The following is a 21,104-nucleotide window of genomic DNA, read 5'->3' on the forward strand; positions in this document are numbered from 1 at the left end:
GCTCGGCCGTGGCCTAGGGATGCGTCCGCTGAGCCTCGGCCACGATCGCGTCGATCAGGCCGGTGTCGTTCGCCAGTGCGGGGTCGAGGGCGGCCAGGGCCGTGCGGGCGGCGTCCCGCAGAGGTCCATCGGCGGCCGGGGCCGCGGCGTCCCGTACGGGACCGGCCTCGCGCAGGTGCAGCAGCCAGGCGGCGAGCACCCGGACCGCCCCGGCGGGGAGCGCGCCTCGCGCCCGCTCGGCTCGCAGCACCGGCAGGATCCGTACGGGCAGCTTCCGCGAGCCGTCCTCGGCGATCTTGGCCAGGGTGTGCCGGATCCTGGGGTTGGCGAAGCGGTCCAGCAGGGCGTCCTGGTAGGCGGCCAGCTCCGGCTCGGGGAAGGCCAGGTGGCGGGCGGCCTCCGCCCACCAGTGCGCCAGCCACCCCCGGCAGGCCGGATCGGCGACGGCCTCGGCGACCGTGGTGTGGCCGCGCAGCGACCCGGCGTAGGCCAGCAGCGAGTGGCCGCCGTTCAGCAGCCACAGCTTGCGTTCCTCGTACGGGGCCGCGTCGGTGACGAAGCGGGCGCCGGCGTCCTCCCAGCGCGGCCGGCCCGCCGGGAAGTCCCCGCACAGCACCCATTCGGAGAACGGCTCGGTGACGACCGGGGCGGCGTCGGCGCGGCCGGTGACGCGGGCCACCAGGCCGGTGTCCTCCGGGGCCGGGTACGGGGTGATCCGGTCGACCATGGTGGTGACGTAGGCGGCGTCCGCGAGCCGCAGCCCCGCCGCCTGTGCCAGCTCGTCGACCATGCGCCGGGTCAGCTCGCCGTTGCCCGGCAGGTTGTCGCAGGACACGATCGCCACCGGCCCTCCCCCGGCCCGCCGTCGCGCCGCCAGCCCGGCCGCCAGGCGCCCCGCCACGGTCCCGAGCGCGGGGCCGGGGTTGGGGCCCGGCCCGCCGGTGGTCGATTCGCCCGCGTCCTGCCCTTCCTCGGAGTGGTGGCGCGCGTAGCCTGCCTCGGTGACGGTCAGCGTGACCACGGCCAGCTCGGGGCGCCGCCAGTACGCCAGCCACTCCTCGCGCTCGCCCCCGCCGTGCACCGCCGTGACCGAGCTGACCACCTCGAAGGCGTCCCCGCCCGCGCCCCGCGTGACCAGCGTGTAGATCCCGTCCTGGGCGGCCAGCCGCGCCGCGAGATCCGTGCTGCGCCCGGTGAAGGCGGCGATGCCCCACCGGGAGGCGTCGGGGGCGTGTTCGGTGTACCAGGCCTGGTGCGCGCGGAAGAAGCCGCCGAGCCCCAGGTGCAGCATGCGGACGGGCGCGGCGGGCCGGCCGTCGGCGGCTCGGGTCAGAGGTGGTGTCACGGTTTCGAAGGCCTCCGTGGCAAGAGCATAAGGCCGCCGTCTCACGAGTCCACCGGCACCAGCGGCACCGTCGTCGACTCCCGGACCACCAGGTGGCAGGGCCGGGCGTGCCGTCCCGGAGACGGCGTGCCGTTGATGGCGGCCAGCAACATCTCGGCGGCCGCCCTGCCGAGCCCTTCGAGGTTCATGTCCACGCTGGTCAGCGGCGGCTGGCAGGCCTCCGCCATCACGTCCCAGTTGTCGTACCCGATCAGCGCCACCTCCTCCGGCACCCGCCGCCCCACCGCCCGCAGCGCGTCCGCGACGCCGCGCGCGATCTGGTCGCTGCCGCAGAAGACGGCGTCGAACGAGGTCCCGCCCGTCAGCAGCATCCCCACGGCCTGCCGCCCCCAGGCCTCGCTCCACGCCCCGAACAGCGGCGGCCCCGCCAGGGAGAGCCCCGCCTCGGTGAGCCGTTCGACGGCGGCGGCCGAGCGCACGCGGGCCGAGTGGTGGTGCTCGGGCCCGGTCACGTGCGCCATCCTGGTGCGGCCGATGGCCAGCAGGTGCTCCACCGCCTTGCGCGCCCCGCCCTCCTCGTCGGGCACCACCGAGCAGTCGGCGGGGTCCGTCGAGCTGATGAAGGCGTAGACGACGGGGACGGGCAACCTGGGCGCGATCGGCGCGCGGGCCTCCGTGCGCCGGCCCGTCACGATGATGCCGTCCACGCGCCTGCTGAGCAGCGTCTTGACGTGGTACTGCTCCCGGATCGGGTCGTCGCGGCCGTCGCACAGGAACACCGACATCTGCCCTGCCCCGAGCGCGTCCTCCGCGCCCATCAGCACGGGGATGCTGAACCTGCCGATCGTGTCCGTGGTGATCATGCCCACGGTGTACGTGCGCCCGGAGTGCAGGCTCCGCGCTCCCGCGTTCACCTCGAAGTTGAGCTGCCTGGCCGCCTCCCTGACCCGGGTCCGGGTCTCCTCCCGCAGGGACCCGCGCCCGTTGAGCGCCTTGGAGGCCGTGCCCACCGACACCCCGGCGAGCGCCGCCACGTCGGCGATCGTGGCGTGACGCTCCAATTTCCCCATACTTTTCTCCGCTTTCCGAACATCTTGCCCGTAGCAACTCTACCCTCCGTTGACTCCGGCAATATGGCGTTGCCGCTTGAGGCAAACGATTTCCCAAGTTTCCGAGAGAGTGCTGGATGACTTCGCCGAAACCCTCAGGCAACCCCGTGGCCACCCGCGTCGCCGGCCCGGCGGCCCCAGGCCCCGGCGCGGTCACCACACTGCACCCGCTCGGCCTGGACCAGGTGCGGCTCGACGGCGGCGGGCGAGATGTAGCGGGTGCCGATGCCGGCCGCCGCGGCCTGCTGGGCGATGGGCTGGAAGAAGGCGAGCGCGTCCACCCGGCCGGCCCGGCCGAGCACCACGACGCGGTCGCCGAGCAGCAACGCCTCCTCGAGGTCGTGGGTCACGAACACCACGGTCTGCCCGCTGTCCTCCCACAGCCGCAGCAGCTCGGCCTGCAGCTCGGCGCGGAGCTGGGCGTCGAGCGCGCCGAACGGCTCGTCCATGAGCAGCGTCCCGGGGTCGCCCGCCGGCATCCTGGGCAGGCTGACCCGCCGGCGCATTCCGCCGGACAGCTCCCGCGGGTAGTGCCGCTCGAAGCCCTGGCGGCGGGCGTGGTCAGGCCGGCGAGCAGGTTGAGTATGGTCGACTTGCCGCAGCCGCTGCGGCCGAGCACGGTGACGAAGCTGCCTCACGGGCCGCTCATCACGCACCGGCCAGGCGGCGGGAGTTGTCCACGGCCATGGTGCGCACGTCCTTGTCGGTGAAGCCTTCGGCCAGCAGCCGGTCGGCGAGCAGGGCCAGCCCGTCCTCCACCGGCGGGTTGAACGGCTGACCGAGGTCGCTGGAGAGCACGGAGTGCTCCGGGCCCGCCGCCGCGATGTTCGCCAGCCAGGTCTCCCAGGAGATCTTGCCGCTGTGCGGGGTGGTGAAGCAGCGCTCCAGCAGGGCGCCCTTGGCCGCCAGGGCCCGCTGCCTGTCGACGGCGATCCGCTGGGAGGTGAACTCGGGATGGGTGATCACGATGCGCCGCACGCCCTCCGCCACGGCCGCGTCCACGACGGCGTCGATCTCGTCCGCACCGAGGTGTCCGGTGGCGAGCGTCAGGTCGTGCTCGGCGATCAGGCGCAGCACCTGGCGGGTACGGTCGAGCACGCCGCCGCCGGGCGCCACGACCGCCACCGGGTCGGCGGCCATGCCCGCCTCGCGCAGCTCGTCCTGCAGGCGGGCCCACATCGGCGGCGTCGCCCCTTCGGGGTCGGCGGCGGTGCAGGCCCGCTGGTTCGCGCTGTCCACGGTCGGCAGCCAGACGACCTGCGCGCCGCCGCGGGCGGCGATCTCGACGGCGACGGGGTTCATGCCGCCGACGGAGGCGTTGAGCGTGATGGCGCCTACCGCGCCGAAGCCGGGAACCGCGGCACGGACCACGGCGGCCCGCTCGGCGGTGGGGACGTAGTGGGACTTGAGCACGAAGCCGGCGAGCCCGACCTCGACGAAGCGCGCCGCGAGCGTCAGGTCGTCGATCCGCCTGCGCATCACGTCGGGCGCCACGTGGATGTGGATGTCGTAGGCGCCCGCGACCAGCTCACGGGCTCGCGCGGAGGGCTTGGGGTGATCGGGCATGCCTGTCTCCGATGGTCGCCATACTGCCGAAACAGATTGTCAACAATCGTGCACCACACGGACGCCCAGCTGCGCGGGGGGCGCGCCTGGCACCGCACCCCCGGTGACGACGGCGCTCAACACCCAGACCCGGCGGACAGCCCATGGACGGGGGCCGCCGTACCCGCTTCAGCGGATGGCCGAGCGCGCCGGAGGGGGCACGTCGTGCCGATGGACAGATCCAACGCGATCACCAGGCGGGGCGGCGCGAGAGCCACCCCGGCGACGCCGGCGCGCACAGCCACGGTAGATCACGTAGAGTACGCGACTGTCACGGTTAGTTATCGCTCATGGAGGCGCTCGTGAGACTCATCAGCCGGATGACCATAGCCCTGGTCGGTGGCGCACTGCTGGCTGCCTGCCTCACCGCACCCGCCTTGGCGTCCACCTCTACCTCGGCGCAGTCGGAAGACTTCCTCGGTTCCCTGGTGAGCCAGGTGGCCAAGATCACCGGTTCGCTCATGAGCGGAGGCGCAATGAACACGATCCTTCCCAACGGCGTACTCGGTTAGGAGCGAGACCCGACTGCGGCTACGCCGGCCGGCCTCTGGTCGCCGCCCCGCGGCCGCAGCGGCGCGCCCGCCAGCCGCGAGGGACCACGAAGGGTGCCGTGTCGCGAGGATGGTTCTGCGGACACGCTGCCCCTCCGACGTGCGGAGTTCTCAGCGAACAGGCAGGCCGGTCACCGCGCGGCCGATGATCAACCGCTGGATCTCGCTCGTCCCCTCGAAGATCGTGTAGATCTTGGCATCCCGGTGGAAGCGCTCCACCGGGTGCTCCCTGGTGTATCCCGCGCCGCCCAGGATCTGGATCGCCTGCTCCGACACCCAGACCGCCGTCTCCCCCGCCACCAGCTTCGACATCGAGCCCTCCGCCTGCTCGAACTGCCTGCCGTTGCGGGCCATCCACGCGGCTCGCCAGGTCAGCAGCCGGGCCACGTCCACCCGCGTGGCCATCTCGGCGAGCAGGAAGGCGATGGCCTGGTTCTCGCCGATCCGGCGGCCGAACTGCTCGCGCTCGCGGGCGTAGTCCCGGGCGTACTCGAAGGCCGCGCGGGCGATGCCCACCGCCATCGCGGCCACCGACGGGCGGGTGGTCTCGAACGTGCGCATCGCCGCCTGCTCGCCGGCCCGCTCGCCCCTGCGTACGCGCGCCAGCCGGGCCTCCAGCTTCTCCTTGCCCCCGAGCAGGCAGGAGCCGGGCACCCGCACGTCCTCCAGCACCACCTCGGCCGTGTGCGAGGCGCGGATGCCGTGCTTGCGGAACTTCTGGCCCATCGACAGTCCCGGCGTCCCCGGTGGGATCACGAACGACGCCTGGCCCCTGGTGCCCAGCGACGGGTCGACCGAGGCGACGACGACGTGCACGTTCGCGATGCCGCCGTTCGTGGCCCAGGTCTTGACGCCGTTGAGCACCCAGTCGTCGCCGTCGGGGACGGCGCGGGTGCGGATGGCGCCGACGTCGGAGCCGGCGTCCGGCTCGGACGCGCAGAAGGCGCCCAGCTTGACGTCGCTCTCCGTGCCGAACATCTGCGGCAGCCACTCCCCCATCTGCTCGGGGGTGCCGTTGGCGGCCAGCGCCGCGGCGGCCAGGCCGGTGCCGGTGATCGACAGCCCGATGCCCGCGTCGCCCCAGAAGATCTCCTCGAACGCCACCGGCAGCGCCAGCCCGCTCTCCTCGAACCACTGGGTGGCGAAGAAGTCGAGGGAGTACAGGCCGGCCTTGGCCGCCTCCTGGATGACCGGCCAGGGGGTTTCCTCGCGTTCGTCCCATTCGGCGCCCGCGGGGCGGATCACGTCGCGGGCGAACGCGTGCACCCAGTCGCGCACCTCGACCACGTCGCCGCTCGGCTCCGGGCAGAACCCCGCCATGTCTCCCCCTCAAGTTACCGGTGGTAACACCTTACCGGCCGGTAGCGCGCCACCGGAATGCCCATCCGCCTGCGAACCGCCGGCATCGTTCCGGCCCGGCGGCTCACCTCGTACGGGCCGGGCCCGGCGCGCCGGCCGGCAGCGGCTGCTCCGCCGCTCCGGCAGGCCGCTTTCCGGCCGTCCAGGTGGAGGCCAGGACGAACAGGGCGGCCAGCGCCATGCCGATCGCGAGGCCGTACATGAGCGGGGTGAAACCGCCGAACGCGGCGGCCACCTGCGGGCCGACGCTGCCGCCGACCGCCAGCGCGGTGGAGAACAGCGCCAGCGCCGTGCCGCGGGCCCGGCCCGCCTCTGCCGAGATCGACTCGTTCATGCTGGGCAGGCCGCCGGTGATGGCGGCGACGTACAGGGCGAGCAGGAGCACCAGGACGGCGGTGCCGGTGAGGCCGATGACGGCGAGCGCGAGCGCGGCGGCCCCCAGGAACACGACCGCCCTGGTCGTCATGCGGATCCTGGCCAGCCACGGCATGAGGAGCGGCATCAGGACGATCGACGGCAGCCCCGCCGCACGCAGCGCGAGCAGCTCGGCGGGCGAGCTGCCGCCGTAGATCTGCAGGCCGGTGTAGACCGCCACGAAGCCGACCATCAGCATGACCGTGGCCAGGTAGCGCAGGCTCAGCACCCGGTGGAACAGCAGGCCGGGCAGCGGCCGGTAGGCGGACAGCAGGGATCCGGCGGACTGGCGCGAACGATGCCGGGCACCGGCGGCATCGGACGCCGGGTGCCGGAGCTCGCTGGTCTCGCGGGGCAGGTCGGGCAGCATGACCGCGCGCACGCCCAGCGCGGCGAGCACGAACCCGGCCGCCGAGAGCCCGAACATGCCGCGCCAGCCGATCACGTCCACCAGGAGCTGGGCGGCGACCTGCAGCAACACGGCGGAGGCGAGGAACGCGCCGGTCACCGCCGCGATGGCGACCACGCGGCGGCGCGGTTCCAGCCGCTCCCCCAGGTACGCCATCCCGGCGGGCGGGAACATCGCCACCGCCACGCCCTGCACCGCCCGCAGGCCGAACGCCACCTCCGGCGACGGGCTCAACGCGACCAGCGCCGTCGTCAGGGCGGCCAGCGGCAATCCGATCATCAGCAGCCTGCGGCGGCCGTACCGGTCAGAAAGCGGGCCGAACACCAGGAACCCGATGCCGTAGCCGATGCCGAACGCGGTCACCAGCCACGTCAGCCCGCCGGCCGAGGACCCCCAGCCGGCGGCCATGTCGTGCAAGAGGGGGATCACGACGTACAGCTGGCCGCTGACCAGGATCGCGGTCAGCGTGAAGGCCGTCAGCGTGCTCGCGAACGGGGCGGCGGCCGGGGACGGGGGCCGCAGCCGCGGGGCCGGGGAAACGGTGAGCGTCATGGGCTGGGACGCTAGCCAACCAACTGGTTGGATGTCAACTAGATGGTTGGTTTGCAACCAACCAGTTGGTGGCTAAGATGTCGCCATGACACCCAAGGTCTCGACCGCCGCCACCCGCGCCGCCCTGCTGGAGGCCGCGCGGGAGGAGTTCGCCGCGTACGGGGTGGCGGGAGCGCGCGTGGATCGCATCGCCGAGCGCGCCGGAGTCAACAAGGAGCGCATCTACGGGCACTTCGGCAGCAAGGAGAAGCTGTTCGACGCGGTCATCACGGAGGCGCTCGACGACCTGACGGCCCAGATCGCCCTGCCCGGGGCCGACCCCGTCGACTACGTGGCCAAGCTGACGGACTACTACCACTCGCATCCCGACCTGGTGCGGCTGCTGATGTGGGAGGCGCTCAACTACCGGGGCCAGGAGCTGCTGGAGGGCCAGGAGGCCAGGGTGGAGCGCTGCGGCCGCAAGACGGCCTCGCTGGCGGAGGGCCGGGGCGAGAAGGAGCCTTCGGCGCAGACGGCTCGGATGTTGTTCATGCTGACGGGGCTGGCGCTGTTCCCGTCGATGATGCCGCAGCTCGCGCGCATCATCCTGCGGGAGGCTGCCGACGACCACGAGGCCATGCGCGACCAGATCGCCGCCTTCGTCACCGCCGCCCTCAAGTAACCTCTTCGGCAGGCCGGGGCAGCGCCGGCGCGCGATGATCAGCCAGGCGCGGGAGTCGAACCACACGCCTTCGCCGATGTCATGGGCGTCCAGCGCGGCCAGCAGCCGATCGAGGGCACGAGCGGTCGCCGCGGCGTCCAGGCCGGCGACCAGCTCCTTGACCATCCGCGGATCGAGGAGGGCGTCACGGGCGCCGGCCGCGTCCGGGCCGTAGTGGATCGGCCGGCGCACTTCGGTGATCTCGACGGCGCCGAAGCCGGCAGCGGTCAGCATGCCGGTCGCGGCGGTCCGATCCGCCAGCGAGAAGGCGCCATGGTCGAGTCCGGCAGGCACCGTCCGAGGCCCGTTCGAATCTGGCGTCGCGGATTCCCGCCTGCTCGCTCAGCCGGCGGGCGCGCTCCACCACCGGGCCGGGCACGTCCACGCCGAGCGCGCTTACCGACGGCGCGGATCGGGCCGCGTCCCGCGTGTTCTGCCCGGTACCGCAGCCGATGTCGAGCACGCGATCAGCGGTCCGGACGCCGGCAGCAGCTCGCAGCCGCTCGTTGTAGCGGCCCAGTTCGGAGTCGTAGTCGAACAACTCAATCGCCTCCCGGGCTCGCCGGGCCGTCGCGCAGTACGCCGCGCACCGTGTCGAGCCGTACACCGGGATCGAATTCCGTCAGCCACCAGGTCGCGCCGGCGGCGGCGTACGGCAGCGGGTCGGCGCCGGCGGGCAGGCTGACGGCGATCTCGTACGGTCCGGCCGGGTCGGCCTGGAGCCCGGTGAGGGTGGCGACGGCCTCGGCGAGCTGGTCCGGGTGCTGAAGATTGACCGGGAAGAAGCCGTCGAGCCGGGCGGCCCGGCGGATCGGCTTGACGTTGCCGGGGAACCCGGCGGCCCACACCGGCACGCCGGGCCGCTGAACCGGCCGGGGCAGGAACGCGATGTCGCCGAGGTGTAGTGCTCGCCGCGATGACGCACCGGCTCGCCGGACCAGGCGGCGGCCATGCGACCAGCCCTCGATGGAGCAGGCGGTCGCCCGCAGTGGCGCCCGTCCGCAGATCGTGTTCCGCACCGCGGTCAACGACACCCTGTTGTCGATGGTACGAGCCGGCCTGGGATCGGCGATGCTGCCCTGGCTCGCCATCCGCGGTGCCGACGTCGCCTCCGACGACAGGCTCCGCGTGCACGAGCTCCTGCCGCCACGGGAGATCTACCTGCACTGGCGGGCCGGGCGCACCCACTCACCGCTTGCCCGCCGGGCCATCGAGATCGCCATCGAGGTCGCGGCCGGGCTCGCGCCACCGCCGCCAGAGCGGGCCGGGGCCCGCTGACGGCCGGTCAGGCGGCCACGGTGACCATCGGGGGCCGTTCGCCGATGCCGACGTCCCTGATCAGGACATCGTGCCCGTCCTGCCCGCGGCGGAACTGGGCCAGCCGCACCGACGGCTCGTGGAACGACCGGATCTTCCCCTGGCGTTCCAGCCGGGACCAGGCGGCGAGCATGATCTGCCCGGCCATCCCGCCGAGCGCCTCCGTGGACTGCGGCGCGTGCTCGCGCGACCCCAGGTCCACCTGCGCGAAGGCGTCCAGCCCCGCCAGCTCCAGCAGGTCGATCAGGAGCCCCAGCTCGACCCCGTACCCGGTCACGAAGGGCACCCGTTCCAGGGCCGAGCGCCGCCCCGCGTACTCCCCCGCCAGCGGCTGGACGAAACCCGCCAGCTCGGGCCAGTGCAGGTTGATCAGCGGCCGGGCCACGAGCTCCGTGACGCGCCCGCCGCCGTTGCCGGCCGCGTCCAGCGGCCGGTCATAGCACCCCTTGGCGTACGCCACGGTGGGGTCACCCAGCAGCGGCCCCAGCACCCCAAGTACCAAAGAAGCCCGAAAATTCCGGATATCGGCGTCGACGAACACCAGCACGTCACCCGAGGTGACCGCCAGCGACTTCCACAGCGCCTCCCCCTTGCCGTCGAGCGGCTTGAGCTGCGGCAGAATCTCGTCCTGGGCATGCACCGTGGCCCCCGCCCGAGCCGCCACCAGCGCGGTGTCGTCGGTGGAACGCGAGTCGATGACCACGAGCTCGTCCACGAGCCCGCCCAGCTCCCGCCGGATCACGCCGACGATCTCCCCGACGGTCTCCCGCTCGTCGCGAGCCGGGAGCACCACGCTGACCGTGGTCTCCCCCTTGGCGGCCATCAGGTCACGGAGCGGCCAGTCCGCTGCGGATGAAGTACGGCGCCGCAACCACCCGCGCACTTCTGGAAGCATGCGACACCTCCCCCCGAATCCCCACGTTGCGACCTCAGTACGGTGTCCTACCCTTCCCCCGCTCTCACCTGCTTCTTTGCACCCAACGCCCAGTCCTGCCCACCGATCGCCGCTCCTCACCAACCCAGCTCGTCGCAGCCCCGGTGGTCGGCCGGCTCGACCTGGAGGGTGGCGTGCGCGACGCCGTGCCGGTGGCGGAGGAGGTCGCGGGCCTGGTCCAGGACGGCGTGGTTGTCGCTGTGGTCGCCGGTGACGAGGTGGGCGGTGGCGACGTTCATGCCGGAGGTCAGGGTCCACAGGTGCAGGTCGTGCACGTCGCGTACGCCCTCGATGGCCGCCAGGTCGTTCGCCACGGCGGCGGCGTCGATGCCTTCGGGCACGTGCTGGCCCAGCACCGCGAAGACCTGCCGGCCGAGGGAGATCGCCCGCACGGCGACGAAGACGCCGATGGCCAGCGCGATGACCGTGTCCCAGAGCGCCTGCCCGGTGGCGGCGACCAGCCAGCCGGCCACGATGACGCCGACGGAGCCGGCGGTGTCGGCCACGACCTCCAGGTAGGCGCCCTTGACGTTCAGGCTCTCGCCCGCGCCGGAGCGCAGCATCAGCAGCGCGATCAGGTTGACCACCAGGCCGATGGCGCCCACGACGAGCATCGGCCCGGAGGAGACCTCGGCGGGCCCGCCGAGCCGGCCGATCGCCTCCAGCACGACGTACAGCGCGACGCCGAGCATCAGCACGACGGCCAGCAGCGACGCGAACACCTCCGCCCGGTACGAGCCGTAGCTGCGCCGGCCGGTGGTGTCGGGGCGGACGGCGATCCTCGTGGCGACCAGCGCCGCGCCCAGCGTGACCACGTCGGCGGCCATGTGCCCGGCGTCCGACAGCAGCGACAGCGAGCCCGACAGCAGCCCGAAGACCAGCTCCACCACGAAGAAGGCGCCGATCAGGACGAACGACACCGCCAGCCGCCAGCGGTGACGGCTGCCCGCGTGGCCGTGGCCGTGCCCGTGCCCGGCGCCCATCAGGCGTTCCCGTCGCGTTCGGGGTGCAGCGCCTCGGTGTGCTCGGTGTGGGCGAGCGCGAGGTCGAGCAGCATGCGTACGTGCGGATCCTCCAGCCGGTAGTAGGCCATCCGGCCGGCGCGGCGGGCGGCCACGATGCGGTGGGCGCGCAGCAGGCGCAGCGCGTGGGAGGCGGCCGACTCGCTCTGGCCGGTCACCGCCGCCAGGTCGCACACGCACAGCTCGCCGTCCAGCAGGGCCACCAGCAACCGCAACCGGTTCGGGTCGGACAGCAGTCCGAAGACGTCGGCGGTGTCGGCCAGGTCCTCGGCGAGCGGCATCCGCTCCCGCACGGCGGCGACCCTGTCGGCGTCGACCACCCGGGTGGTACAGCTGTCCATCGCCAAAACGTGGTTATGTGAAGAGGTATTCATATGTACAACGATAGAGCTTCACGATGACGGGGTGTCAAGACTCCACGCCTCTTCGCCGGACTCCCGAGGCCGTCAGGCTCCCGGCTTCGTCAGGCGTGCGAGGGCACGGTCACGAGGTGCACGCCCCGGGACTTGAAGGGCTCCAGGGCCTCAGGGGTGGCGCTCGCGTCGGTCACCAGGGTCCAGGTGTCGGGCATGCGGGCCCAGGCGTGGAAGGGCCTGCGGCCCAGCTTGGCGGCGTGCACGAGCAGGTAGACGTGCCGGGAGCGCTCCATCATCAGCTCCTTCATGCGGGTCTGCTGCAGGCTGGCCTCGCAGATGCCGTCCTCCGCCGTCACCCCGTCGGCCCCCAGGAAGACCCGGTCGAACGTCATCCGGGTCAGCGCCGCCTCCGCGAGCGGGCCGACGAAGCCCTGGCTCACCTGCCTGAGCGTGCCGCCGAGACACTCCACGTGCACGCCCGTGGCGCCCACCAGCTCCTGGAGGGCGTTGAGGCCGGTGGTGGCGATCGTGAGGTCCGCCGCGTGACGCAGCTCGTGGGCCAGGGCACCGGTGGTCGAGCCCGCGTCGAGCAGGATCGTCTCGCCGGGGCGGATCTGCGCGGCGGCCCAGGCGGCGATGGCCCGCTTGGCCTCGAACGCCTCCCCGATGCGCTGCCGCAGCGACGCCTCCGGGTGGGTGACCACGGCCATCGCGCCGCCGTACGTGCGCGCCAGCAGGCCCGCCGCCTTCAGGTGGGCCAGGTCGCGGCGGATCGTGGAGGCGGTCACCCCGAGCTGGGCCGACAGCTCCTCGACACTGGCCAGCCCGGTGGTGGTGGCCAGGCGGACGATCTCGTCACGGCGAACCTGTGCTGCGCGGCCCATCGACGGTCCCTCTCCCCTCACACGCCCTGCGCGGACGACAGCTCGGCCGCCTGGCGGAGGGCCTCGATCATGCTACCCGCGTCGGCCACGCCCTTACCCGCGATGTCGAACGCGGTGCCGTGGTCGACCGACGTCCTGATCACCGGCAGCCCGACGGTGATGTTGACGCCCGCCTCCAGGCCCAGGATCTTGACGGGGCCGTGGCCCTGGTCGTGGTACATGGCCACGATGAGGTCGTAGTCGCCGCGGCCGGCCAGGAAGAACGCCGTGTCGGCCGGGAGCGGGCCGTGCACGTCCATGCCTTCGGCGCGCAGCCGTTCGAGCGCCGGGACGACCTTCTCCTCCTCCTCGCCGTACCCGAACAGGCCGTTCTCGCCCGCGTGCGGGTTGATGCCGCACACGCCGATCCTCGGACGGTCGAGGCCGGAGCCGCGCATGGCGGCGTGCCCGCGCCGGATCGTCCGCTCGACCAGGCCGGGCTCGATGCGGGCGACCGCGTCGATGAGGCCGATGTGGGTGGTGACGTGGATGACCTTCACCTTGTGGGTGGAGAGCATCATCGACACCTCCTGCGTGCCGGTCAGGTGCGCGAGCAGCTCGGTGTGGCCGGGGTAGACGTGGCCGGCGGCGTGCAGGGCCTCCTTGTTCAGCGGCGCCGTGCAGATGGCCCGGACCTGGCCGGACATCGCCAGCTCGGCGGCCATCCGCACGTACTCGTAGGCCGCGCCGCCGGCCACCGCCGACACCTGGCCCCACGGCAGGTCGCCGGGGAGCAGGCCGGGGTCGATGACGTTGACGCGACCCGGCTCGAACACGGCCTCGGCGACGCCGTCCACGGTGACCACCTCCGGCCGTACGCCGAGGCAGCCGGCGGCCTTGCGCAGGCGTCCCGCGTCACCGATGACGACCGGGCGGCAGAAGGTGGCGGTCTCGGGGGCGAGCAGGGCGCCGACGATGACCTCCGGACCTACGCCGGAGCCGTCCCCCATGGTGAGGGCGATGAGAGGTGTGCTCATGTCAGCCTTTCGGGTGCGAGATGGGCGGCTATGCGCAGGAGGCTGTCGCGGTCGCCGAAGCTGCCCGGTCTGGTGACGACCGAGCGGCCTTGGAGCGTGTGGCAGTGGACGGCGCCGTGGTGGATCTGGCCCACGGGGGTCAGCTCGCGCACCTGGAGCGCGTCGAGGACCCGCCGGGCCGTCTCCCCGCCGGTCAGGACCAGGTCGGGGGCGGGGGTGTGGCCGGTGAGCGCGGCGCCGACGATCCCGGCGAGCGTGGCCGCGGCGGTGGGCGGGGCCTGCCCGCTGACCGTCAGCACGACGACCGCGACGGGCATGCGAAGGGCTTCGCGCAGGCGCTGCGCGAGGTGCGCGCGGCGGGCGGGCGTGGCGTCGAGGTCCGTGGCGGCGTCGAGGGCGACAGGGTGGGCGCCGTACGAGAGGAGCAGGCGCGCCTGCTCGGCCGCTGCGGGCTCGGCGGTGCCGACGACGACCAGGAGCGGACGGTTCCCGGCGCCGCGTGCGCGGGAGCCGGCCGGGACCTGGGGGCCCATGGTGCCCGCGCGAGGGCTGGACGGAGGGTGGAGGTCCAGAGTGCCCCCGCAAGGGGGGTTTGCGTCCAGGAAGCGGCCGAGGGCGGAGGCGAGGCCGCCGGCGCCGATGAAGCGGGTGCGGTGATCGGCCGCGAGGGCCGCGCCGACGATCGCGCCGAGGTCGGCGTCGGTTTCCGCGTCGCACACGGCGATCCGCCCCGCGGTCCGCGACAGCGTCCGTGCGAGGGAGTCCCGGCCGGCGCGGACCGCGGCGAGCGGCACGAGCGCGGACGGCACGCCGCCCAGGGCCTCGGTGATGCAGGCGGGTGCGGGGCGGGGCTCCACCTGCCAGGCGCGCGTTTCACGCAAGGACAGGCCGCGGATGTACGGGACGCCGCCGACGGTCACGCGGCCGGCGGCGGGCAACGCCGGCGCTAGCACGACGAGTGCGGGCGCGGTCAGGTGCGCTGCCCGCGCGGGGCCACCGGCAGGCGCGAGGGAGGCGGAGGCGTCGAGCACCGCAGCATCGCGAACAGCGACGTCGTGAGATGTGGCCGTGTGGAGGGTCGCGGCGGCGGTGGCGGCCAGGTCGCCGCGGAGCAACGAGTCGATCTTGACGAAGACGCGGCGTTCGCCCGCGTGCCGCAGCGCCTGCCGTACCAGCTCCCCCGCCTCGTCCCGGTACCGGCAGTCGAGGTCGGCCACCACCACCGGTGCCGTGAACGCGTACGGCGGCCCGGTGAGCGCGATTCGCGCAGGACGCGCGGACGACATCAGCACCGCGGCCACCTCCGCCGCCCCCGAGAGGTCGTCGGCCAGGGCGAACACGGGAGCCGATCCCACGCCCACACCCCCGTCCTACAGAATTGCGCGATACGCGCGGCAAGTATTGCACGAAACGCGCACGGTCTGCCACAGTTGTCGGCGAGTGACCCGGACGCCTCCCCGCACCCCGGGAACGCGAGAGGAGCCCTCGATGAGCGCCGAGCCCGTGCTCGGAACCATGACCTTCGGCGACACCGTGGACGCGGACACGGCGGGGCGGATGCTCGACCTCGCGCTCGACGCGGGCGTCACCGGCGTGGACACCGCCAACGGCTACGCGGGCGGCGCCGCCGAGGAGATCCTGGGCACGCTGCTGCGCGGCCGCAGGGACCGGGTCGTGCTGGCGACCAAGGCGGGCATCCCGCATCCGGACGCCGCCGGGCACGCGCCCCTGTCCCCCGCCGGGCTGCGGCTGTGCCTGGAGGGCAGCCTGCGGCGGCTCGGCACGGACCACGTGGACCTGTTCTACCTGCACCAGCCCGACCGGGCCACGCCGCTGGAGTCCACGCTGGCCGCCGTCGCCGAGCTGATGGCGGAGGGCAAGATCGGCGGCCTGGGCGTGTCCAACTACGCGGCCTGGCAGATCGCGGGGATGAGCCCGCGCCCGGTGGTCGCCCAGCAGCTCTACAACCTGCTGGCACGGCGGATCGAGGACGAGTACGCCGAGTTCGCCGTCACCTCCGGGCTGCGCACGATGGTCTACAACCCGCTCGGCGGCGGCCTGCTGACCGGCCGGCACCGCTTCGACCGGGCTCCGGAGACCGGCCGGTTCGGCGACTCGCGGCTGGCGGCGATGTACCGGCAGCGGTACTGGGACGCCGAGCTGTTCAAGGCGGTCGAGGCGCTCGGCGCGATCGCGCTGGAGGCCGGGCTCCCCCTGGCCGAGCTGTCGCTGCGCTGGCTGCTCGGCAAGCCGGTGGTGAGCGCGGTGCTGCTCGGCGCCTCCGGCCTCGGCCACCTGCGCGCGAACCTGGCCGCCCTGGCCGCCGGCCCGCTCCCCGCCGAGGTGGCCGCCGCCTGCGACGCCGTGGGCGGCGCGCTGCGCGGCCCGATGCCCGCCTACAACCGATGAAGCCCCGCAAGCGAGGAGACGAGAGCCGATGACCGCCGCCGAGTTCGCCGCCAGGATCCGCAATCGCGAGCAGTGCGTGGGCTACTGGGTGGTGCTCGACGCGCCCGTCGCCACCGAGCGCGTGGCCAGACTGGGGTACGACTACGTCGCGCTGGACGGCCAGCACGGCCTGATCGGCAACGCCGGGCTGCTGAGCAACCTCATGGCCATCGACGCGGGCGGCCGGTCGGTCGGGCTGGTCCGGGTCGAGTCGGCCGAGCCTGCGGCCATCGGCAGGGCGCTCGACTTCGGCGCGGGCGGCGTGATCGTGCCGCTGGTCGACACCCCGGAGGACGCGGCCCGCGCGGTGTCGGCCGCCCGCTACCCGGCCGGGGGGCGCCGCTCGTACGGGCCCATGCGGTCCATGCTGCGCATCGGCCCGGCGCCGGCGGAGGCCGACGAGAGCGTGCTGGTCCTGGCCATGATCGAGACGCCAGACGGGCTGGCCAACCTCGACGGCATCTGCGCGGTGCCGGGCCTGGACGGCGTGTACGTCGGCCCCTCGGACCTGTGCCTGGCCGTGGGCGGCAGGTTCCCGAACGATCCCGAGGTGGCGGACGCCTTCGAGGCCGCGCTGGAGCGGGTCCGCACGGCCGCCGCGCGGGCGGGCATCGCGGCCGGCATCCACAACCCCACCGGCGAGCAGGCGGCCCGCCGCCTGGCCGAGGGCTTCACGTTCGCCACGGTCGCCTCGGACCTCGTCCACCTGGAGCAGGCCGCCGCCGCGCACCTGAAGGCCGTCAGGGGCGAGTAGGCGAGCCTTCTTGGCGGGTCCCACGTCGACCGGTGCGGCAAAAGCTGTTGATCACGACGTGGACGGCAGGTAGCGTCCTTGCTTGGCAGCGATCAAGTGTTTGAATCGTCGCCGGAATCCACCTGTTGAGCGGGAGAAGTCGTATGAGAAATCGAACATTAGGCGGATTAGCAATCCCCCTCCTCGCCTCCCTTCTCGTGGCCGCGCCTGCCCCGGCCGGCGCCTTCGGCGTGGCCACGGAACCGCTGGCCGCCACGCAGGCAGCAGCCGTCGAGGCCGCGTCGTTCTGGCTGGGCAACGGCGGCGCCAACCTGGCGGCCGCCACCCCGTACAGCGTCCAGACCGCCGTCGACAAGATCACCACCGGCGGTGGCATCGCGCCTGGCACCAAGCCGGGCTCCGTCCCGCCGTCGCTTCCTGCCGCCGCCACGGTGAAAGCCGTCACGGGGAAGGCCGTCACGGGGAAGGCCGTCACGCCCGCCACCGCGGGCAAGGTGTTCTTCATCGGCGCCGACGGACAGCCGCACTGGTGCACGGGCACCGCCATGCAGTCGCAGTACCGCAACGTCGTGGCCACCGCGGCGCACTGCGTGTACGACACCCAGAGCAACGGCTACCCGCTGGGCAAGTGGGTCTTCGTGCCGGGCTACGCCGGCGCGGGGGCCCCGTCGGGCCTCTACGTCGGCAAGCAGCTCTTCGGCCACTACGACTTCGACGTCTACCGCGACTACGACCGCGACTACGCCTTCGTCACCGTGTGGGAGGGCGTCGTCACCTCCCCCACCGGCGAGCCGGCCAACTTCGGCAGGCTGGGTGACAACGTCGGCGGGCAGGGTCTGGCCTGGAACCAGCCGCCGGTGGACGCGACGGTCGACGTCTTCGGTTACCCGGCCGGCCCGCACCCCGACGGCCGCCGGCCGTACACGGGCGAGACCCTGGAAACCTCCAGCGGCCGCACCACCACCGCCATGGCGCCCAGCCTGAAGGGCGAGGAGTTGCTCGCCGTCGGCTCCCCGTTCACCGGTGAAGGCGCCCTCGGCTCCTCCTGGCTGCTGAGCTACGACAAGGCCGGCGGCAGCGGTTACCTGAACGGGCTGACCATCAGCGTCGCCGACACCGACGCCGACCAGCGCTACGACACGAGCCTGTCGCCGTACTTCGACGGCGAGACGCAGGCCGTCTACGCCGCCGCAGCAGCCGCGTGGAGCGGCGCGGTCCTTCCCGGATAATCGGGCCGCCGCAGGCCGTCTCAGCCATCGCCGGGATCCGGCGATGGCTTCTCCTTTTGTCGCGCACGGCACCGGATCGTTTTCCCGGCGAAAATCCGCGTGGCTCGATTCAGCCTTTCATCCCGTCTTCCGTGAATGCTAAATTGGAAGGGCTCTTGAAGGCAGCCCCAAGGCGTCGATCAATGGCGCGCTAGAAAGGTGCGTGACATGACGTCGGCGCCCATCGGCATTCCTTTGGCGTGGACTCATCGCCTGCAATTTTTCACCTTCGCCTGCTCTTTCGTCCTCGCCGTCTGCGCCATCCTCCAGGGCTGGCTGGTCATCAACGACGAGACGGTGGAGGCCTCGTTACGCCTGGTCGGCAGGACGGCGGCGGAGGCCTCGGCCGAAGCGCCGGGCTTCGTGGACCGGTTCCGCGCCGTCATCGCGTACTACGTGGCGGGAAACTCGCTGGGCATGCTGGCGCTCCGCGGCGCGGCGTGGACATTCTGGGCCACGCTGCTGATCAATCTCACCCAGATCACCGGCCCGCTGGGGCTGATCCCGGCCCAGGTATATCGGGCGGCATTTCAGGCCTACGGGCCGATCGGATTGTTGCCCACGGTCGTCCTCAGCGGCGGAGCGCTCGTGCTGAGTGTCACGCTCATCTCCCGCATCATTCCCTGCAGGGAAATATGGGCCGATCTCAAAGCCGCCGCCAGGACGAATAGATAAATCGCATTTCCCGGGAAGGATCTCACGGCGCCAGCGGCTGTGCCGGCTGGTCGCCGCCGCTCGCCGCCGTCGTGAGAGCCTGCGAGCCGGGGCCCTTCCGGGCCGGGACGGCCGGGACGAGCCACGCCGCGACCGCCGCCACCGCCAGGATCGCGGCCCCCACCCACAGCGCCGGGCGCAGGCCGGAGACGAAGAGCGCCGGCGTGCCGTAACCGCCGCCGGCCGCGAACACGCCGGCCAGGACGGCCACGCCCAGCACGATCCCGATCTGCCGCATCGCGTTGTTCACGCCGGCGGCCAGCCCCTCCTCCGCGGGCGCGACGAAGTCGAGCGGCTGGCGGGCCGCGACCGCGTAGAACAGGCCCATGCCGGCCCCCGCCACGACCATCCCGGGCCACAGCAGCGCGTACGGCACCGCCGGCGCCACCACGACGGCGAAGCAGGCCAGCGCCGCCCCCTGCAGGACCGCGCTGGCCACCATCAGCCGCCTGACCCCGAGCCGCTCGCCGAACACGCCGGCGAGCGGGGCGACCACGGCGGGCAGCAGCGTCCACGGCAACGTCCGCACGCCCGCGTCGAGCGGCCCGTAGGCCAGCACGAGCTGCAGGAACTGGGTCAGCAGGAACACCGCGCCCAGCATGCCGCCCTGCACCAGCGTGGAGACGACGTTGGACAGCGTGAACCCGCGGCTGCGGAACAGGCGGGGCGGCAGGACGGGCTCGGGGGCCACGCGCTCCCACCACGCGAACGCCACCAGGACGGCCACCCCGGCCACGATCGGCGGCAGCACCTGGACGTGCGACCAGCCGAGCGTGACGCTGCGGATCAGCCCGAACACCACCCCGAACAGCCCCGCCATCATCAGCAGGATGCCGCGCACGTCGAGGCGCCGCTGCACCCGGCCGCCCTCGGCGAGCAGCAGCGCGGCCAGCGGCACGAGGACCAGCCCCACCGGCACGTTGATCCAGAACACGGCCTGCCACGACCCGTACTGGACCACGGCGCCGCCGATCCAGGGCCCGAGCGCGATGCCGAGCCCCACCATGCCTCCGAGGCCGGCGATCGCGGCGCCGCGCCGTTCCGGCGGGGTGGCGCTCACCAGGAGCGTCAGCGCCAGCGGGATGATCATCGCGGTGCCCAGCCCCTGGATCGCCCGGGCGAGCACGAGCAGGCCGATGGAGCCGGCCAGCGCGGCCGCCGCGGACGACCCGGTGAACAGCACGAGGCCCAGGACGAACACGCGTTTCCTGCCGAACCTGTCACCCAGCGCGGCGGCGGTCAGCAGGAAGACGGCGTAGCAGAGCGTGAAGACGTTGACCGTCCACTCCATGCTCTCCAGCGATGCACCGAACTGCTCCCGGATCGTGGGCAGGGCCGTGGTGACGACGAGAGTGTCGAGCGCCGCCATGAAGCTGGCGGCCCCCGCGATCAGGAACGTGCGCCGTTGCATCGCGGCCTCCCTGAGTATGGATAGCTAAGCTTACCACTATCTATAGACTCGCGGCAGACCAGGGATAGGTCGCGGATTCGCCGAGCGCCTTGTACTTGTTGACCGCGTCGATCCGCGACACGGCGCCCAGCTTGTGGAAGATGTTGCGCAGATGCCGCTTGACGGTGCCCTCCGTCACCGACAGGTGCGTGGCGATCTGGCGGTTGCTCATGGCGGCCGCCACGAGCGCGATGACCTCCTTCTCCCGCCTGGACAGCGGGCCCGCGTGGTCGGCGTCCAGGTTCGCGATCGTGCCGTGCGGAACCGTCAGCGTCACCTGCTCGCCGGCCCCCGCCACGCTCCGCAGTGATGCCACCAGATCCCGCCGTGTGATGCCCTTGTGCAGGTAGCAGCGGACCCCCGCCCTGATCATCTCCTGCACGATCCGGGCGTCGTCGTACATGCTCAGCACCGCCACGACCGAGCGCGGCGAGGCCTCCCGCAGCCGTCGCACGACCCCGCCCGGGCTGCCGTGCGGCTTGTCGATGTCGATCAGTACGATGTCCGGTCTGGTCCTGGCGATCAGCGCGACGGACGACTCCAGGTCCGCCGAGTCCGCCAGCACGCAGAAGTCGTCCTCCGCCAGCAGCACCTCTCCCAGGACCTCACGCAGCAGCGTGTGCTCGTCCACGATCACGATCCTGATGCCCGCCGGCCTGGGGAACCCCCCGTTCCATCCATGCGCTAACGATGGAGATTTCGTTCCCATTGCCCGTTCAGCCCACCGTTCCACAATTGGCAATTTGACTCAACGCGCCAGCTTCACAATGGAAGAATAGCCAAATCGCCGCCGGTGAAGCAATACTCCGAATGTCATTCCAATATGAAGATTGTCGATATCTATATGTCCTCGGTGTTTCCAATCACGAAAGAGCTCGTCCACCTGTGCACCAGGTG

At 72.6% G+C, this 21,104-nt stretch carries 24 protein-coding genes; 7 read left to right on the forward strand and 17 right to left on the reverse strand.

Features of this window, described 5'->3' with window-relative positions:
- Positions 1–13: 13 nt before the first annotated feature.
- From ACBJ32_RS08960 to ACBJ32_RS08980, 5 genes are all read right to left on the reverse strand, one after another.
- The gene (locus ACBJ32_RS08960) at positions 14–1,345 is read right to left on the reverse strand and encodes a mannitol dehydrogenase family protein (protein ID WP_375126318.1); all 1,332 of its coding nucleotides are present in this window, start codon (positions 1,343–1,345) and stop codon (positions 14–16) included.
- A 41-nt stretch (positions 1,346–1,386) separates the two neighbouring features.
- Complete coding sequence (locus tag ACBJ32_RS08965; protein WP_375126319.1) at positions 1,387–2,415, reverse strand: LacI family DNA-binding transcriptional regulator; 1,029 nt, start codon at positions 2,413–2,415, stop codon at positions 1,387–1,389.
- Between the two features lie 134 nt (positions 2,416–2,549).
- On the reverse strand, positions 2,550–2,903 hold the full coding sequence (locus ACBJ32_RS08970; protein WP_375126320.1) for a hypothetical protein: 354 nt from the start codon (positions 2,901–2,903) through the stop codon (positions 2,550–2,552).
- Positions 2,801–3,073 (reverse strand): ATP-binding cassette domain-containing protein, encoded by a 273-nt coding sequence (locus ACBJ32_RS08975; protein ID WP_375126321.1) that lies wholly within the window; start codon positions 3,071–3,073, stop codon positions 2,801–2,803. Before ACBJ32_RS08975 ends, ACBJ32_RS08970 begins: the two co-directional genes overlap by 103 nt.
- Before the next feature lie 29 nt (positions 3,074–3,102).
- Positions 3,103–4,020 (reverse strand): DUF6282 family protein, encoded by a 918-nt coding sequence (locus tag ACBJ32_RS08980; RefSeq protein WP_375126322.1) that lies wholly within the window; start codon positions 4,018–4,020, stop codon positions 3,103–3,105.
- A 341-nt stretch (positions 4,021–4,361) separates the two neighbouring features.
- On the opposite strand from ACBJ32_RS08980, the gene ACBJ32_RS08985 reads away from it, so the two are divergent.
- Positions 4,362–4,571, forward strand: coding sequence for a hypothetical protein (locus ACBJ32_RS08985; protein ID WP_375126323.1), 210 nt, complete (start codon positions 4,362–4,364; stop codon positions 4,569–4,571).
- A gap of 150 nt (positions 4,572–4,721) precedes the next feature.
- Here ACBJ32_RS08985 and ACBJ32_RS08990 read toward each other — a convergent pair whose 3' ends face one another.
- Together ACBJ32_RS08990 and ACBJ32_RS08995 are read right to left on the reverse strand one after the other, a co-directional pair.
- The gene (locus ACBJ32_RS08990; protein WP_375126324.1) at positions 4,722–5,930 is read right to left on the reverse strand and encodes an acyl-CoA dehydrogenase family protein; all 1,209 of its coding nucleotides are present in this window, start codon (positions 5,928–5,930) and stop codon (positions 4,722–4,724) included.
- Positions 5,931–6,033: 103 nt separating this feature from the next.
- Positions 6,034–7,344, reverse strand: a complete 1,311-nt coding sequence (locus ACBJ32_RS08995; RefSeq protein WP_375126325.1) for an MFS transporter — start codon at positions 7,342–7,344, stop codon at positions 6,034–6,036.
- 85 nt (positions 7,345–7,429) lie between these two features.
- Between ACBJ32_RS08995 and ACBJ32_RS09000 the strand changes: the two genes are divergently transcribed.
- Positions 7,430–8,005: a TetR family transcriptional regulator gene (locus tag ACBJ32_RS09000; RefSeq protein WP_357866938.1), complete on the forward strand. Its 576-nt coding sequence runs from the start codon at positions 7,430–7,432 to the stop codon at positions 8,003–8,005.
- Positions 8,006–8,189: 184 nt separating this feature from the next.
- Here ACBJ32_RS09000 and ACBJ32_RS09005 read toward each other — a convergent pair whose 3' ends face one another.
- Positions 8,190–8,651, reverse strand: coding sequence for a class I SAM-dependent methyltransferase (locus ACBJ32_RS09005; RefSeq protein ID WP_375126326.1), 462 nt, complete (start codon positions 8,649–8,651; stop codon positions 8,190–8,192).
- Positions 8,587–8,898 (reverse strand): hypothetical protein, encoded by a 312-nt coding sequence (locus ACBJ32_RS09010; RefSeq protein ID WP_375126327.1) that lies wholly within the window; start codon positions 8,896–8,898, stop codon positions 8,587–8,589. Before ACBJ32_RS09010 ends, ACBJ32_RS09005 begins: the two co-directional genes overlap by 65 nt.
- Positions 8,899–8,932: 34 nt before the next feature.
- Between ACBJ32_RS09010 and ACBJ32_RS09015 the strand changes: the two genes are divergently transcribed.
- Positions 8,933–9,322, forward strand: coding sequence for a LysR family transcriptional regulator substrate-binding protein (locus tag ACBJ32_RS09015; RefSeq protein WP_375126328.1), 390 nt, complete (start codon positions 8,933–8,935; stop codon positions 9,320–9,322).
- Positions 9,323–9,329: 7 nt separating this feature from the next.
- Here ACBJ32_RS09015 and ACBJ32_RS09020 read toward each other — a convergent pair whose 3' ends face one another.
- The 6 genes from ACBJ32_RS09020 to ACBJ32_RS09045 form a co-directional block, all read right to left on the reverse strand.
- A complete protein-coding gene (locus ACBJ32_RS09020) occupies positions 9,330–10,256 on the reverse strand; it encodes a glucosyl-3-phosphoglycerate synthase (protein WP_357866927.1) in 927 nt (308 codons plus the stop codon).
- A 116-nt stretch (positions 10,257–10,372) separates the two neighbouring features.
- Positions 10,373–11,278 carry a cation diffusion facilitator family transporter gene (locus ACBJ32_RS09025; RefSeq protein ID WP_375126329.1) on the reverse strand — a complete coding sequence of 302 codons (906 nt, stop codon included), beginning with the start codon at positions 11,276–11,278 and terminating at the stop codon, positions 10,373–10,375.
- Positions 11,278–11,658, reverse strand: coding sequence for a metalloregulator ArsR/SmtB family transcription factor (locus ACBJ32_RS09030; RefSeq protein WP_357866921.1), 381 nt, complete (start codon positions 11,656–11,658; stop codon positions 11,278–11,280). The genes ACBJ32_RS09025 and ACBJ32_RS09030 overlap by 1 nt, the downstream gene beginning before the upstream one ends.
- Positions 11,659–11,780: 122 nt before the next feature.
- The gene (locus ACBJ32_RS09035; protein ID WP_375126330.1) at positions 11,781–12,557 is read right to left on the reverse strand and encodes a DeoR/GlpR family DNA-binding transcription regulator; all 777 of its coding nucleotides are present in this window, start codon (positions 12,555–12,557) and stop codon (positions 11,781–11,783) included.
- A 17-nt stretch (positions 12,558–12,574) separates the two neighbouring features.
- Positions 12,575–13,573, reverse strand: a complete 999-nt coding sequence (gene pdxA / locus ACBJ32_RS09040) for a 4-hydroxythreonine-4-phosphate dehydrogenase PdxA (RefSeq protein WP_375126331.1) — start codon at positions 13,571–13,573, stop codon at positions 12,575–12,577.
- Positions 13,570–14,928, reverse strand: coding sequence for a four-carbon acid sugar kinase family protein (locus ACBJ32_RS09045; protein ID WP_375126332.1), 1,359 nt, complete (start codon positions 14,926–14,928; stop codon positions 13,570–13,572). The genes pdxA and ACBJ32_RS09045 overlap by 4 nt, the downstream gene beginning before the upstream one ends.
- 133 nt (positions 14,929–15,061) lie before the next feature.
- On the opposite strand from ACBJ32_RS09045, the gene ACBJ32_RS09050 reads away from it, so the two are divergent.
- From ACBJ32_RS09050 to ACBJ32_RS09065, 4 genes are all read left to right on the forward strand, one after another.
- Complete coding sequence (locus tag ACBJ32_RS09050; RefSeq protein ID WP_375126333.1) at positions 15,062–15,982, forward strand: aldo/keto reductase; 921 nt, start codon at positions 15,062–15,064, stop codon at positions 15,980–15,982.
- 28 nt (positions 15,983–16,010) lie between these two features.
- Complete coding sequence (locus tag ACBJ32_RS09055; RefSeq protein WP_375126334.1) at positions 16,011–16,775, forward strand: HpcH/HpaI aldolase/citrate lyase family protein; 765 nt, start codon at positions 16,011–16,013, stop codon at positions 16,773–16,775.
- A gap of 197 nt (positions 16,776–16,972) precedes the next feature.
- The gene (locus tag ACBJ32_RS09060; RefSeq protein ID WP_375126335.1) at positions 16,973–18,004 is read left to right on the forward strand and encodes a trypsin-like serine peptidase; all 1,032 of its coding nucleotides are present in this window, start codon (positions 16,973–16,975) and stop codon (positions 18,002–18,004) included.
- A gap of 207 nt (positions 18,005–18,211) precedes the next feature.
- Positions 18,212–18,718, forward strand: coding sequence for a hypothetical protein (locus ACBJ32_RS09065; protein WP_375126336.1), 507 nt, complete (start codon positions 18,212–18,214; stop codon positions 18,716–18,718).
- A gap of 22 nt (positions 18,719–18,740) precedes the next feature.
- Here the strand turns inward: ACBJ32_RS09065 and ACBJ32_RS09070 are convergent, their stop codons facing one another.
- Together ACBJ32_RS09070 and ACBJ32_RS09075 are read right to left on the reverse strand one after the other, a co-directional pair.
- On the reverse strand, positions 18,741–20,168 hold the full coding sequence (locus ACBJ32_RS09070) for a DHA2 family efflux MFS transporter permease subunit (protein WP_375126337.1): 1,428 nt from the start codon (positions 20,166–20,168) through the stop codon (positions 18,741–18,743).
- A gap of 40 nt (positions 20,169–20,208) precedes the next feature.
- Positions 20,209–20,838 carry a response regulator transcription factor gene (locus tag ACBJ32_RS09075; protein ID WP_357866898.1) on the reverse strand — a complete coding sequence of 210 codons (630 nt, stop codon included), beginning with the start codon at positions 20,836–20,838 and terminating at the stop codon, positions 20,209–20,211.
- Positions 20,839–21,104 lie beyond the last annotated feature (266 nt).

It is taken from the genome of Nonomuraea sp. GTA35 (assembly GCF_041950525.1).
GTDB lineage: Bacteria > Actinomycetota > Actinomycetes > Streptosporangiales > Streptosporangiaceae > Nonomuraea.

Bases quoted from the DNA above. Each gene is read 5' to 3' on its own strand.
- ACBJ32_RS08965 (WP_375126319.1), bottom strand. From the start codon at position 2,415: ATGGGGAAATTGGAGCGTCACGCCACGATCGCCGACGTGGCGGCGCTC.
- ACBJ32_RS08970 (WP_375126320.1), bottom strand. From the start codon at position 2,903: ATGGACGAGCCGTTCGGCGCGCTCGACGCCCAGCTCCGCGCCGAGCTG.
- ACBJ32_RS08980 (WP_375126322.1), bottom strand. From the start codon at position 4,020: ATGCCCGATCACCCCAAGCCCTCCGCGCGAGCCCGTGAGCTGGTCGCG.
- ACBJ32_RS08990 (WP_375126324.1), bottom strand. From the start codon at position 5,930: ATGGCGGGGTTCTGCCCGGAGCCGAGCGGCGACGTGGTCGAGGTGCGC.
- ACBJ32_RS08995 (WP_375126325.1), bottom strand. From the start codon at position 7,344: ATGACGCTCACCGTTTCCCCGGCCCCGCGGCTGCGGCCCCCGTCCCCG.
- ACBJ32_RS09000 (WP_357866938.1), top strand. From the start codon at position 7,430: ATGACACCCAAGGTCTCGACCGCCGCCACCCGCGCCGCCCTGCTGGAG.
- ACBJ32_RS09015 (WP_375126328.1), top strand. From the start codon at position 8,933: ATGTCGCCGAGGTGTAGTGCTCGCCGCGATGACGCACCGGCTCGCCGG.
- ACBJ32_RS09020 (WP_357866927.1), bottom strand. From the start codon at position 10,256: ATGCTTCCAGAAGTGCGCGGGTGGTTGCGGCGCCGTACTTCATCCGCA.
- ACBJ32_RS09025 (WP_375126329.1), bottom strand. From the start codon at position 11,278: ATGGGCGCCGGGCACGGGCACGGCCACGGCCACGCGGGCAGCCGTCAC.
- ACBJ32_RS09030 (WP_357866921.1), bottom strand. From the start codon at position 11,658: ATGGACAGCTGTACCACCCGGGTGGTCGACGCCGACAGGGTCGCCGCC.
- ACBJ32_RS09035 (WP_375126330.1), bottom strand. From the start codon at position 12,557: ATGGGCCGCGCAGCACAGGTTCGCCGTGACGAGATCGTCCGCCTGGCC.
- pdxA (WP_375126331.1), bottom strand. From the start codon at position 13,573: ATGAGCACACCTCTCATCGCCCTCACCATGGGGGACGGCTCCGGCGTA.
- ACBJ32_RS09050 (WP_375126333.1), top strand. From the start codon at position 15,062: ATGAGCGCCGAGCCCGTGCTCGGAACCATGACCTTCGGCGACACCGTG.
- ACBJ32_RS09055 (WP_375126334.1), top strand. From the start codon at position 16,011: ATGACCGCCGCCGAGTTCGCCGCCAGGATCCGCAATCGCGAGCAGTGC.
- ACBJ32_RS09065 (WP_375126336.1), top strand. From the start codon at position 18,212: ATGACGTCGGCGCCCATCGGCATTCCTTTGGCGTGGACTCATCGCCTG.
- ACBJ32_RS09070 (WP_375126337.1), bottom strand. From the start codon at position 20,168: ATGCAACGGCGCACGTTCCTGATCGCGGGGGCCGCCAGCTTCATGGCG.